This is a genomic window from Alcaligenes nematophilus, from assembly GCF_026344155.1.
Lineage (GTDB): Bacteria > Pseudomonadota > Gammaproteobacteria > Burkholderiales > Burkholderiaceae_B > Alcaligenes > Alcaligenes phenolicus.
Genome location: NZ_JAPKMZ010000003.1, coordinates 518826 through 533074 on the forward strand (window position 1 = coordinate 518826; position 14249 = coordinate 533074).

9 protein-coding genes are annotated in these 14249 nt (G+C 57.7%); 6 read left to right on the forward strand and 3 right to left on the reverse strand.

Annotated features, from left to right (window positions below; all coding sequences use genetic code 11):
* Positions 1-63 precede the first annotated feature (63 nt).
* From OSH04_RS11060 to OSH04_RS11075, 4 genes are all read left to right on the forward strand, one after another.
* On the forward strand, positions 64-2511 hold the full coding sequence (locus OSH04_RS11060) for a penicillin-binding protein 1A (protein ID WP_026484809.1): 2448 nt from the start codon (positions 64-66) through the stop codon (positions 2509-2511).
* Positions 2512-2608: 97 nt separating this feature from the next.
* Positions 2609-2743: an LPS translocon maturation chaperone LptM gene (gene lptM / locus OSH04_RS11065; protein ID WP_080655585.1), complete on the forward strand. Its 135-nt coding sequence runs from the start codon at positions 2609-2611 to the stop codon at positions 2741-2743.
* Between the two features lie 41 nt (positions 2744-2784).
* Positions 2785-4053, forward strand: coding sequence for a diaminopimelate decarboxylase (gene lysA / locus OSH04_RS11070; RefSeq protein ID WP_009461980.1), 1269 nt, complete (start codon positions 2785-2787; stop codon positions 4051-4053).
* A 199-nt stretch (positions 4054-4252) separates the two neighbouring features.
* On the forward strand, positions 4253-7165 hold the full coding sequence (locus OSH04_RS11075; protein ID WP_266108463.1) for an EAL domain-containing protein: 2913 nt from the start codon (positions 4253-4255) through the stop codon (positions 7163-7165).
* Positions 7166-8042: 877 nt separating this feature from the next.
* Here the strand turns inward: OSH04_RS11075 and ccsB are convergent.
* From ccsB to OSH04_RS11090, 3 genes are all read right to left on the reverse strand, one after another.
* The gene (gene ccsB / locus OSH04_RS11080) at positions 8043-9401 is read right to left on the reverse strand and encodes a c-type cytochrome biogenesis protein CcsB (protein ID WP_035269615.1); all 1359 of its coding nucleotides are present in this window, start codon (positions 9399-9401) and stop codon (positions 8043-8045) included.
* Between the two features lie 15 nt (positions 9402-9416).
* A complete protein-coding gene (locus tag OSH04_RS11085) occupies positions 9417-11459 on the reverse strand; it encodes a cytochrome c biogenesis protein ResB (protein ID WP_035269614.1) in 2043 nt (680 codons plus the stop codon).
* Between the two features lie 226 nt (positions 11460-11685).
* Positions 11686-12390, reverse strand: a complete 705-nt coding sequence (locus tag OSH04_RS11090) for a c-type cytochrome (protein ID WP_026484814.1) — start codon at positions 12388-12390, stop codon at positions 11686-11688.
* Between the two features lie 157 nt (positions 12391-12547).
* Here OSH04_RS11090 and yihA point away from each other — a divergent pair, with 157 nt between their 5' ends.
* Complete coding sequence (gene yihA / locus OSH04_RS11095) at positions 12548-13171, forward strand: ribosome biogenesis GTP-binding protein YihA/YsxC (RefSeq protein ID WP_009459957.1); 624 nt, start codon at positions 12548-12550, stop codon at positions 13169-13171.
* Positions 13168-14187 carry a porphobilinogen synthase gene (hemB, locus tag OSH04_RS11100; protein ID WP_035269608.1) on the forward strand — a complete coding sequence of 340 codons (1020 nt, stop codon included), beginning with the start codon at positions 13168-13170 and terminating at the stop codon, positions 14185-14187. The genes yihA and hemB overlap by 4 nt, the downstream gene beginning before the upstream one ends.
* Positions 14188-14249 lie beyond the last annotated feature (62 nt).

Below are 14249 nucleotides of genomic sequence, written 5' to 3' on the forward strand. Positions count from 1 at the left end.
TGTTACATTGATACTTGGTTTGAGGCCCAGTCCTGCTGCGTTTGGACTTTAAAATCAGCCCTAATGAGTTCCTCTTCCCGCTCCCCCAATTCTAAACCCGAGCAAAGCTCCGGTTCCTGGCTTGCCCGCCTCATCATCAAGACCTCGGTCTTTTTTGTGGGGCTTGGTCTGTGTGCCGTCCTGCTTGGGTCGCTTGCGCTGGCTTTGGCCTGGCCAAACCTGCCTGACCTAAGCGCCATGATCGACTACCGCCCCCGAGTGCCGCTGCGCATTTACACGGCGGATAAGGTGTTGATCGGCGAATTTGGTGAAGAACGCCGCAATGTGTTGCGTTTTGACGAAATTCCCGATGTCATGAAATCGGCCATTCTGGCGGCCGAGGACGATCGCTTCTACCAGCACGGCGGTATTGACTGGATGGGTGTTGGCCGCGCTGCCTTGGCCAACATGACCCATATGTCCAAGACCCAGGGGGCCAGTACGATCACCATGCAGGTAGCGCGTAACTTCTACCTGTCATCGGAAAAGACCTATACCCGCAAGTTCTACGAACTGCTGCTGACCTTCAAGATTGAAGCCACGCTAACCAAAGACCAGATCCTGGATCTGTACATGAACCAGATCTATCTGGGACATCGTGCTTATGGTTTTGCCGCAGCCTCACGAACGTATCTGGGCAAGCAATTGGGCGAAATCACCACAGCAGAAGCCGCCATGCTGGCCGGTATTCCCAAAGCCCCCTCGCGCTTCAACCCCATTGCCAACTTCGAGCGTGCCAAAACTCGCCAAGCCTATGTGCTGGGCCGCATGCGTACCCTGGGCTACATCACTGAGCAGGAATACCAGGACGCGATGGCACAGGAAATCGTCGTGAAATCGGCTCTGGGTACGCCTGCAGGTGGCTACGCCATCCACGGTGAATACGCAGCTGAACTGGCTCGCCAACTGCTGTACGGCGTCTACCAGGACAATGTGTACTCGCGCGGCTTCAATATCTACACCACGATCAAGTCCACCGACCAGGAAGCGGCTTACCTGGCCGTACGCAACGGTATTCTGGATTACACCCGTCGTGCTCCTTACACCGGCCCGCAAGGCCAGGTGGATCTGCCTGCCGGTATTGAAAACGATCACGCCCAGCTGGACTCCATTCTGGATGACTTGCAGGACAAGTACCCCGACACAGGCGACTTGCTGACCGGTGTGGTGCTCGATGCCAGCCCCAACCAGATTCGCGTGGCCCGTACCGCCCAGCAAATTATTGATGTCAACGACAAGCGCGCCCTGAAGATTGTCGCTCGTGGCCTGGTGAAAAACGCCAAGGCAGACGTGCGCATTCAGCGCGGTTCCGTGGTCTATCTGTTCCGCAATGGCGATTACTGGGAAGTGATCAATATGCCTGCGGTGCAAGCGGCTTTTGTGTCGGTACGCCCGCAAGACGGCGCTATCCAAGCCATGGTGGGCGGTTTCCACTTCTCGGACGGGAAGTTCAACCGCGTCACGCAAGCCTGGCGTCAACCCGGCTCGGCCTTCAAGCCCTTCATCTACGCCTCCTCGCTGGAGCGTGGTCTGACTCCAGCCACTCAGATTTCGGACGAACCTTTTGTTTTGACCGCGGCCCAGACCGGCTCCAAGCCCTGGACACCCAAGAACTACGGTCGCACCTACGAGCCCATGCTGACCATGCGCCAAGGCTTGTATAAATCCAAAAACATGGTGTCCATCCGTATCATGCAGGCCGTCGGTCCCAAGTACGTGCAGGAATACGTGACCCGCTTTGGTTTCGACAAAGCCCGTCAGCCCGCCGTGCTGCCACTGGCTCTGGGCGCCGGTAGCGTAACGCCTCTACAAATGGCCGGTGCCTACTCGGTCTTTGCCAATGGCGGTTACCGCACCGAGCCCTACCTGATCGATTACGTAACCGACAGCACCAACAAAGTCATCATGCGTGCCAAGCCCATTGTGGCCGGTGATGCGGCTGCCCGTGCCATCGACGCCCGTACGGCTTACGTCATGAACGATTTGCTGCGCGGTGTGGCAACTTCCGGTACTGGTGCCCGCTCCTCGCGCGAATTGAAGCGTACGGACATTGGTGGCAAGACGGGGACCACCAATGATTCCCAGGACGCCTGGTTTGCCGGTTACACGCCAGATCTGGTCGGTATTGCCTGGATGGGCTTTGACAAGCCACGCAGCCTGGGTTCGGGTGAAACCGGCGGTGGCGCTTCCATGCCTATCTGGATCAACTACATGCGCGCCGCGCTCAAAGACAAGCCTATCGTGCCTCCAGGCCCCATGCCTTCCGGCCTGTCGCGCATCAACGGGGACTTCTACTTTGACGAATTCCCACCCGGACAAGCGATTGCCCGTGTTGGTCTGCCCGCTCCAGGTGACGGTGCCCTGCAACAAGGCGGTGGCGATCAAAGCGATGGTATTGGCGACCTGCTGCGGCAACTGGACTCTGACTCCGGTTCTTCGGGCACGCAAGCCCAGCCCTTCGTCCCCTTCTAAATCCAGTACCCAAACGCCGGCCTAGCCGGCGTTTTTTTATGCTTTGTCCCTCACAATGGCATAATGATCTGCATTGTCTGCACTAGCTCAACACCTTATGAACAAACTACGTTCCTCCCGCCTGCTGGCCTTGCTGGCACTTAGCGTTTTTCTTAGCGCTTGCGGCTACAAAGGCCCCTTGTACCACCCTCCTGCGCAGGAAGCAGCGGACGCCCAAACAGCGCCGCGCTGATTTCCGCCCTGCTCGCTTAACCTCTGTTATTTGACGACACCATGACCGTTGCACCTCACTTCCAATTTCAGAACAACACGCTGCACGCCGAGCAAGTTCCACTGAACAAGCTGGCTGAAGAATTCGGCACCCCTCTATATGTGTATTCCCGCCAAGCCTTGCGCGACGCCTGGGAGTCCTATCGAGTGGCAGGCCAGGACCGCAAGTTGTTGGTGTGCTATGGCATGAAGGCCAACTCCAACCTGGCCATTCTGCAAGAATTCGCCCGTCTGGGTACCGGCTTTGACATTGTTTCGGGCGGTGAGCTGGCCCGTGTCATCGCCGCCGGTGGCGATCCAGGCAAAGTGGTGTTCTCCGGTGTCGGCAAACAGGTTTGGGAAATTGAAGCTGCCCTGAAAGCAGGCGTGAAGTGCTTCAACGTCGAATCCGAAGGCGAGCTGGAGCGCGTTGCACAGGTTGCTGAACGCATGAATGTGAAAGCGCCTGTTTCCTTGCGCGTGAATCCGGACGTGGATGCTCGCACCCATCCCTACATTTCCACCGGGCTGAAAGACAACAAGTTCGGCGTGCCTATTGATCAGGCTCCTCGCATCTATGCACGCGCCCAAGAGCTGCCCAGCCTGAATATTGTGGGTGTGGATTGCCATATCGGCTCGCAGATTACCGAAGTCAGCCCCTATCTGGATGCGCTGGACAAGCTGATCAAGCTGATCCTGGCCCTGAAAGAGCAAGGCGTGAACCTGACTCATCTGGATTTGGGCGGCGGTCTGGGCATTCGCTACACCGACGAAACCCTGGTGACCCCTACCCAGCTGCTGACCGAAGTATTCGCCGCTCTGGACAAGAACGGCCTGGGCCATCTGGAAATCGTGCTGGAACCCGGCCGCTCCATGGTGGGCAATGCCGGTGTGCTGCTCAGCCGCGTGGAATACCTCAAGCATGGCGAGACCAAAAACTTCGCCATCATTGATGCCGCCATGAACGACTTGATTCGTCCCACTCTGTACGACGCCTGGCACGGCGTGGAAGCGGTAGAGCCTCGTCCAGTGACCGAGTCCACTCCCCGCTACGATCTGGTTGGCCCCATCTGCGAAAGCGGTGACTGGCTGGCTCGTGACCGTCAGCTGGATCTGAAACAGGACGATCTGGTCGCCATCATGTCCGCCGGTGCCTACGCCTTTACCATGGCCAGCCAGTACAACACCCGCCCCCGTGCGGCTGAAATTCTGGTCGACGGCGATCAGGTTCATGTGATCCGCCCCCGCGAAAGCCTGGAAAGTTTGTTTGCCACCGAACGATTGCTCCCTTAAAGGCGGGCAAGAATGCAGGTAACAACCATTCAGCCTTAAAGAACTCTCGAATCTGACCGTAAAACAGGCCGGGACTGCGCTGCCATCAGCAGGCATCGCAGTCCCGGCCTGTTGCGTCCTGTCCTAGCCAGGAACGCACAGATTTCGCTGTCAGTGGCCAGACAGTTCGATGGTAAGCGCTGGAGGCTGTACCACCATCATGACCACCCCAGGGATACCGACACACGGCTTTGAGCCTGTTACTTCGGCCAGCGAGCGCCTGATTCGCGGCTTGAGTCTTTACGTCATCCCTTTGTTTCTGATCATGCTCACTTTATGGGCATTACTGTTCCTGCCGAATCGCTACCCTACCGTTCCCGGTCAAAGTTTGGGCATTCAGGCGCTGGCCAGCCAGCAAGAGCATGCGGATCCAGAGTTACTGACGCAATTGGAAAATGCCCCGACCCGGCAACGATTGCACCTGAGCGAGCCCCATTGGCTGCTGCTGACCCTGCCCGCCCCCTTCCCCCAGCAGGACCAGGTCCTGCACTTTCCGGCCTCCCCGATTTCCTCGCTGCACTGCCAAGACGCCCGCAGCGGCCAAGCCCTGCGTAACAGTGAGCTGGACCCGCCTACCCCGCTGTCACCCGCCCCGGTAAAAAGCTACACCCTGGAATTGGGCCAGGCGAACCACCCCGACACCGTGCTGTGCCGTGTCGAGACCTCCCGCCCCACCCTCCTGCAAGCTCAGCTCTGGGCCAGCGCTGACGTCACCAACTCCTCGATCCGTCTTAGCCGTGGCATAGGGCTGCTGGAAGGCGGCTTGCTGACCATGGCCATGTTCATGCTAGTGCTGGCCGCCACCAACCGCGCCTGGATCTACCTGCTGCTGTCAGTCTGGTTGATTGGCAACCTGCGCCTGGGTTCGATGGCCATGGGCTGGGATACCCAGTGGCTAGGCCAGATTCTGCCCTCGCAGTACATGCCGGTGCTGCGTCAGGTGACCATCGCCTGCTACTTCATCCTGAGCTATTCCCTGTTCACGGTATTGCTGGGCAACTCGATTACCACCGCCCGCCTGCAACGCTTGCTGCCTACGGTGGGCATACTGGGCCTGATCCTGTTACCCGTGTCCCTGCTGGCCCCGGCGTCCGTGTTCCAGCCCGTCATGTGGGTCAGCACCATCTACGCGCTGTGCTGCGTCTCTGCCGTGCTGCTGTCCGTCCTCCTGCACACCCGCTCGCGCATCTTGCTCTGGCAACTGGTGCTGCTCAGCATGGCCCTGTGCATGCTGATTTCAGCCATCTTTCTGGTGGCCTTTGGTCGCTCCAGCTTTGTAGAGAACTTCAACGGCGTCATCGCCTTCCTGCTCTCCAATCTGATGGTAGCCCTGGCCGTAGGTGAACGCTTGCGAGAAGACCGCAGCGAATCCCTGCGCGCCCGTAACGAACTCATGGCCCACTACCTGCTGACCCCTGTCGGCATGTTCACCCTGAACGAATCCGGCGTCTTTCTGCGCATCAGTCCCATTCTGGCGCGCATGCTCAACATAGACGCAGACCCGAACGAAAGCACCATTCACTGGACCAATTTCTTTCCCGAACAAGACTGGAAAGCCGTCGCCCAAAGCACACAACATGGTCAGGACGTGACCATTACCTACTACGACGCCGATGCCCAGCCCTGCCAATTTGCCCTACGTGTGGCCATCGTCAACCAGTGCATCGAAGGTTCCCTGCAAGACATCACCGCCCGTGCCGAGACCTACCGCCAACTGCGCCTGATGGCCGACAACGATCCGGTTACCAATGTCCTGAACCAGCGCGGTATCGAAAAAGCACTGGACGGCTTGCTCAGCCGCAGCCAGGACGACAAACCCTGCCTGCTGGCCTATCTGGACCTGAACCACATCAAATATGTGAACGGCACCTTCGGCCATTCCTCGGGCGATGCCCTGCTGCTGAAAGTCTGCGAGCAACTGGAATCCGTCCTGCGCAGTAAAGACAAGATTGGCCGCATCGGCAGCGACGAATTTGTCATCATCTTTGAAGACTGCGAACCCGACCAGGCTCGCACTCTGGCCAATAGCGTGCTGGAATCGCTGAACAAAAGCCCCTTGCTGGCTGGCAACCGCAGTTTCAACCTGCGCAGCACACTGGGGCTGGTCGAAGTCGCCCCCGGCATGGCTCCGCAAGAAGCCATCTCCGCCGCCAGCCGAGCTGCCCGTGACGCCCGCCGCCTGCATCAGGACATGATTATCTACGGGCAGGACTCCAACGTCCTGCAAGAACACGCCGAAGAACTACGTTTATTTGAAGAGCTGGAAGGTGGCTCTTCTCGCGCGCTATACCTGGAAATGCAGCCTATCGCTGCCTTGCGTCGCCCCATGGACAGCCTGAACTTCGAGGCCTTGCTGCGCGTGCGCGACTCCTCTGGCCAGCTCATCCCTACCGGCCGCATCATCGCAGCAGCAGAAGAAAGCGGCACCATCACCATCATCGATAAATGGGTGTTCTCCGCCACCCTGGAATGGATGTCCAAACACGAAGCTCAGTTGAGCAAGACCCAATGGGTCACCATCAACCTGAGCGGCGTGTCCCTGAACGACGACACCTTCATCAAATGGCTCTTCGACATCCTGGCCCGATTCGAACACCTGGCCCGCCGCCTGTGCGTAGAAATCACTGAAGGCGTCGCGCTGGACGACCTGGAGCACACGCGCAATTTCATGCGCCGCCTGCAGAAAATGGGCGTACGCATCGCACTGGATGACTTTGGAGCGGGGTACACCTCCTTCTCCTACCTGCGCGAACTGCCCGCCGACGCCATCAAGATCGATGGCGCCCTGATCTGCGACATGCTGAAGAAAGAAACCAACGTCGCCATCGTCCGCACTATCGTTGAACTGGCTAACAACCTAGGCATGATCAGCATCGCCGAATGGGTAGAAGACGTCCCCACCCTGAAAGCTCTGCAAGAACTGGGCGTGGACTACGTACAAGGCTTCATCATCTCCAAAGCCTGCACCCCTGCAGACCTGCTCAAAGCCAACGCCATGACCGACTTGGTCCACGACGACGCCGCCAGACAGTTCCTGATCGAATCCCAGGACAAGTTCCCGCCCGCCATGTAAGTAGGTAAGCGCCCAAGCCCCACAGAGGGCCTGGGTGGCAAAGGACCGCGTTTCTCACCACATTGATGCGCCTTCATTGCAAATGCCATGGGGAAGCTATAAAAGCCTTCCTGACGCCATCATCACCCCGACACCCTGCCATATAAGAGCCTGAGTCTTCTGGCCCGATCGCACCACTTACCACTGCGTAATACCCAACTCTAAATTTCGCACTTCATCTCTGCTACCGCTCCGAGTGCAGGCGCGTATCTAAAGTTGGAGCAGTAAATAGATCTGAAGATAGATACAGACATCGAGCTAGCTTGGGTTTTAGCGGTCTAGATCTGAGTCTGGCTAAGCAAAGCCACCTCAATCCAACAAACTTCCGATTAACGCCTAACCCAAAAACCGCAATCACGCTTCCCCTAAACCCACCCACTATTCACCGAAAAAATTAGGACTGGTCCATAAATAAACACTGTGAGCCGCTGGTGTGCGGGCCGGGGTGTCGGGGCGATTCAGAGTGCTTGCCGCGGGCAGAAGATCGCGTAGGGGTTCAAGCATCCTGCTGTTTGAGCACGACGCTTATGGTTTGTCCGGGGGACAAACCATCGTGCGAGTTCAGGATGCGCCCTACGCGATCTTCTGCCAAGGGCACCGGTGCGCAGCACCGGCAAGCGCTCAAGCCCCGACACCCCGACCCGCACACCAGCGGCGTCTCCCAGAGCTTATGCCCCCCAAAGCACCATTCAAGCCCCTACCAGGCATCCGCCCCTAACAGAACAAGTAAACAGCCACAAAAAAAACCCGAGTCCGGCACTCAGCCAAACTCGGGTTTCCCAATTCTACAACCGCCATTCCGAAGCCCAAACACAAGCACCCCAGAACAGCAAAAACCTTACAGCTCCCCGTAGGAATGCAGCCCCGACAAGAACATATTCACGCCCAGGAACGCAAAGCTGGTAATCAGCAGCCCACCCAGCGCCCAATACGCTGCCATCGTGCCACGCAGCCCTTTAAGCAAGCGCAAGTGCAACCAAGCCGCATAGTTCAGCCACACAATCAAAGCCCAAGTCTCTTTCGGGTCCCACTGCCAGTAAGTGCCCCAAGCATCAGCGGCCCACAAAGCCCCCAACACCGTTGCCACCGTAAAGAAGGCAAAACCCACCGCAATCGCCCGGTACATGATGTCATCAAGCACCTCCAGCGAAGGCAGTTTGCGCGAAATCGGACCACGGAAATACAGAATCGTACCCACGATCACACTACCGATACCGAAATACAGCATCCAGGTAGGCGACAACTCGCGCGAACCAAAAATCATGGGCTCGGCACACAGAATCGCACCCAGCAAAAACACCGGAATCAGCTTGGCACGCGAACGCGTCTCGCCATTTTCCTTAACCAGATACGCAAAACCCACCATGGCCGCCAACGAGAACGTACCGTAACCAATAAAATTGGCCGGCACGTGCAGCTTCATCCACCAGCTTTTCAACGCAGGCACCAAAGGCTGGATCTGGTGTGCATCACGCGTGAAGGAATACCACAGCAGAAAAATAACTAGCGAGCTGATCGCCAACAGCACAAAGCCACCCAAGGCACGCGTGTTGTAACGACGCTCGTAATACATGTAGAACAAGGCAGTAATCAGCGCCAGCAGCACAAACACTTCATACAGATTGCTGACCGGGATATGACCGATGTCCGGACCCAACAAATGGCCTTCACGCCAGCGCACCAGCAAACCCGTCATCCCGGCATAGATCGCCGCCCAGGTCAGTCCCGATCCCATCCAGGCCGCCGTATTGCTGAAAAAACCAGCCCAGTACATCACCGTAGCCAGAATGAACAGCGCGCACATCCACAAAATGGCGGACTGGGAAGAGAACAAATACTTCAGCAGAAAAACCGAATCGGCCTTTTCAATATCGCCGGTGCCCAAACCATCACCCGTGCTGTACAGCCAGACCGCCAGCAAAGCTGTCAAACCAGACAACACCAGCAGCGTGCGCAACGGACGCCACAACCACCCCAGCCAGGCCACAAACGGCACAAAAGCCACCAGAATGATCTTTTCGTAGTAATCCATACTGGTGCTGTACACATTGAGCGCATACGCCGCACCCAAAGCTAGTACCACCAGAAACAGCACATCCGTCCAGTCCGGACGGCCACGGATACCGCGCCGGTCACCACTGGAAGCGATATTGTCTTGCCACATCGAGGGAGTGGCCGAAGAAAGGGTCTGCGCCATAGTAGCTACACCTTGTCAGACAGATAGCCGGTTGAACGCCGCTTTAAGGCGATCAAACTCGAGGTTAAAGTCCAAGTTGCGACGTTGAGATGTCATGGCAGCCATGACACTGCTGCCTTGGTTGTGAGGGCGAATCCAGACCCACACACGGCGATCCCGGATATAGAACATCGAGAACACGCCAATAATCAGAAACAAGCAACCCAAGTACACAATGTACATGCCTGGGCTGCGCGCCACCTGGAATACGCTGGCCTGAACTTGCTCAAAGCTGTCCAAGGTCAACATAACCGGTGCCGGGTAATCAGGCAGGTTGGCAAACGCCAGTACAGCAGACTGAATCCAGCGATTGGCATCGCTATTTTCCTGACTGTAATCCAACTCCGGCAAACCTTGTTGCTGCCTGATCAAATCACGCAATTCCGACAGTGTGAACTGAATCATGGGAATTGCAAAACCCAGAATACGCTCGCGCTCGGCCTCGGGGACACGGCTGATCAAGCCATCAAAACCGGCACGCACAAACGTCTGCAAAGCAGTTCTGGACGCGGAGAGCATCAGCTCTTTTTGCTCGGGCGACGAAGAGTTACGCTCGGCAAAGCGCTCGGCCGCCTGGGTCACCAGGGCCTCGTTCTGCGTGGCCGCACGCAAATCCATGAATTCCTTCAAGGAACCCTTGTCGTCAGCCGGGAAACGCACATAGCGGAACGGCTCGGCGGGCGAGAAACGCATACCGGCCAGAAACACCAGGGTGCCATCCAGCTCCACAGGCAGCATGTAGTTCACAAACTCGCGGGACTGGCCCTGATCGTCGATCAAGCGATAGTTCACGCTGGGGCCGACGTTCTTCAGATGCTGATCTTTCTTGTTGGCAGCGCTACCAGTAACCGCGGCTACGTGTTCAATCATGGCCTTGGGCTGAGGATCACCCTCAGTCAGGTTCTCCACGTTGATGGGGCGCAGCTCGGTCAACTGAACCGTCAAAGCATGTTCGTTGGGGCTTTCCTGGGCCGCAATGCCCACGGTTTCGCCCACTTTGCCATTTAGCGCAAAGGTCTTGGAACCAGGGCCTACCAAGGGATAGCCCTTCAGGCTGAGAATACTGCCGCCATCGTCAAAACCGGACTGGTAAACCGTGACACCCTTGTAGCGCAGCGGCTCGTTCACCTCGATGGTGCGCTCGAACGTATCGCCCGTGACGGGATCGGTAACTTCCACTTCACTCTTGAAGCTGCTGGGCATGCCGGTTGAGTAGTACTCCACCAGGAAACGCTTGAGTTCCAGGGCAAAAGGCAAGGGCTGAATCAGGACGCCTTCACCGGAATTGACCACGGCAGTAGCCGTACGGGCCCCCTCTGGCACCAGCATATTGGCGCGGAAGCTGGGATTGCCCAAGCCAAGTCGACCCGACTCGGGCACCTGGGAAATCAGCATGTTTTCAGTAATGGGCTGTTTGCCACCCAGCCACACTTGCAGGCGCACGGGCAATTCGCTGTCGAGCAGGCCGCCCACACAGATCACCACAATCGCCAAGTGGGCAAAAATGTAACCCAGCTTGTTGGCGCTGCCCTTCTTGGCCGCCATCATCATGCTGCCGTCGTCATCCTGACGCACGCGCACGGCGTAACCCTGGGACTGCAACCAGCCTTGCACCTGCTCGCGATTATGTTCGGGAGCACCGGCGCTTTCCAGTTCAACACGGTGGGGAAAGGCTTTCAGACTGCCGCCGCGCACATGCTCTTTGAACGTGCGCATTTCACGGATCATCTTGGGGGCATTACGAATGACGCACAGCGTGGTCGAGACCACCAGAAACGTCATGATGACCATGAACCAGCCACTGTTGTAGATGGACCAGATCGAGAAATGGTCGAAAAATTCAAACCAGTACGGCCCGAATTGATCGATATACGTATTGGCCGGCTGATTTTGCGCCAGAACAGTGCCGATCAGACTAGCTACGCAAATGAACATCAGCAAGCTGATGGCAAAGCGCATCGAACCGAGCAATTCCAGAAAATCGGCCGCAAAGCGACGTACGGGGGATACTTTTTTCACAAAGGCTAGCTTAGGAGGTGGGGGGTTTCACCGGAAACATCCAGACTTTGAACGCAGAACGCGCACAAAGTTCGATCGCTGGACAAAACACCAACACGAGACCCGGCCCAAATCGGCACTGCCCGTTGTTAAGGCTCCCAAACTGCCATGACTATCAGGAAGCTGGGGCCAAAAAGCGAATGTCAGGCTTCAGACAGTCAGGGGGCCAATGGCCCCCTTGGACTGATTAACGCAGGCCAGCTGCGAAATCTGACACGGCTGCAATGTCGGCGTCCGACATGCGATCCGCGATGTCATGCATCATCGGGCCATTGGCACGGTCGCCGCTGCGGAACAATTTGAGCTGTTCGGCAATGTAGGCAGGGTGCTGGCCAGCCAGACGGGGGAACTGACCGGGCATACCAGCGCCATCAGGCGAGTGGCAAGCGGCACAGGCCGCAACACCGCGCTCGGGCAAACCGCCGCGCCAGATCTTCTGGCCACGTTCCATGGTGTCTTCTTTGGTAGCATTAGCTGCCTGATCCCAGTTCACGGGCTGTTGGGACAGGAAGAAAGCCACGTTTTGCATATCTTCTTCGGTCATGCCGGCAGCAATGGCGGTCATCAGGCTGTTGGCGCCCTCAGGGCCGCGACGGGAAGGCACAGACTTCTCGTCCTTGGCACGGAAATCGTGCAGCTGCTTGACCAGGTACTCGTACGGCTGGTGAGCCAGCGACGGGTTGACCGGAATAATACTGTTGCCGCCATCCCCGTGACAGGTCACACAGGCCAGCACGCCACGCGACATCTCACCTTGCAGGTAGAGCTGCTCGCCTTTGGCGGCATCTGGCTTGGGCAGACCAGCTGCATTGGCCACGTTAGCGGTAAAAACCACAGAGCAAGCCATCGTCAGGCTGCTTGCGATAACGACTCGGGAAAGCGCACGCTTCATTTGGACCTCGATAATCGCGAATCAATCGGGGTGCCGCATGCGCCCCGCAAAAGCCACCGTAAGCCGCTGGTCAGTACCCAGTGGACTACGACATTACTGTTTCAAATCGAGAGATTATACAATAGGCGCTGAACCAATATGGAATTACGCTGCAACCATGTCGATACTGCACCGCGCTCACTTCACGATTTCAGCTGCTCAGATCGATCAGCTGCCTCCTCCCGGACCGCCAGAGGTCTGTTTTGTGGGGCGCTCCAATGCGGGCAAATCCTCCGCCATCAATGTGTTGGCCAACCAACGGAAACTGGCTTTTTCCAGTAAAACGCCGGGACGAACACGCCTGATCAATATGTTCGGCATCCCCGACCCGCTCTCGCCGGGCGACTTTCTGGGCCACCTGGTGGACTTGCCCGGCTACGGCTACGCCGCCGTGGCGCGCCACGAAAAGCAGGACTGGGCCGAAATTCTGGGCGAGTACCTGGTCTCCCGCCCCTCGATTGCCGGCATTGTGTTGCTGATCGACATCCGACGCGGCGTGACCGACCTGGATATGCGCCTGGCCGATTGGATTGCGCCTACCGGCAAGCCCGTCCTGGCGCTTTTGACCAAGGCCGACAAACTGCCGTATGGTCAACGCATCAAGGCGGTGGCCGAAGTGCGCCGCCAACTCCGGGAAATTGGCGCCCTGCATGCGCTGCCCTTCTCCTCCACTGATCGTATCGGCTTGCCCGAAGCGACCGAATGCATCGAAAACTGGATTTCTCCGAAGGTTGTTCCATGACTCGTTTTATTCCTCCTGCCGACTTTCCAAATACTCGCCTGCGCCGTAACCGCCGCGACGAGTTTTCCCGCCGTCTAGTGCGTGAAAACCGCCTGTCCACAGACGACCTGATCTACCCGGTCTTTGTACGTGAAGGCGAGAAAGTTCAGGAGCAAGTGGGCTCCATGCCCGGCGTCATGCGCTATTCGCCTGATGAACTGATGCGCGTAGCCGAACAGTGTCTGGAGCTGGGCATCCCCGTGTTGTCCCTGTTCCCGTCCATCGACCCGTCCCTGAAAACGCCGGATGGCAGCGAAGCCGCCAACCCGAACGGCCTGATTCCGCGCGTGGTGGGCATGCTCAAGCAGCAATTCCCCGAGCTGGGCGTGCTGACTGACGTGGCTCTGGACCCCTACACCAGCCACGGCCAGGACGGCATTCTGGACGAAGCCGGTCACATCCTGAACGAAGAGACGGTCGCCATGCTGATCCGCCAGGCCCAGACGCAAGCCCAGGCTGGCGTGGACATTGTGGCCCCCAGCGACATGATGGACGGCCGCATCGGCTCCATTCGCGCTGCTCTGGACAAGGACCAGTTCATCCACACCCGCATCATGGCTTACTCGGCCAAGTACGCCAGCGCCTTCTACGGCCCCTTCCGCGACGCGGTGGGCTCGGCTGCCAATCTGGGCCGTTCCAACAAGAACACCTACCAGATGGACCCCGCCAACCGTAACGAAGCCCTGCGCGAAGTGGCCGCCGATATCCGCGAAGGTGCCGATATGGTCATGGTCAAACCTGGCCTGCCTTACCTGGACATCCTGCGCGACGTAAAAGACGCCTTTGGCATGCCAACCTACGCCTACCAAGTCAGTGGCGAGTACGCGATGATCAAGGCTGCCGCCCAGAACGGCTGGCTGGATCACGACAAGGTCATGATGGAGTCTCTGCTGGCATTCAAGCGTGCTGGTGGCGACGGCATTCTGACCTATTTCGCCATCGAAGCCGCCAAGCTGATGCGCGAACAGAACTGCTGATTCACATCAATCAGAACGCAAAAAACGCAGCCTGTGAGCTGCGTTTTTTGTTGTGTGTACGC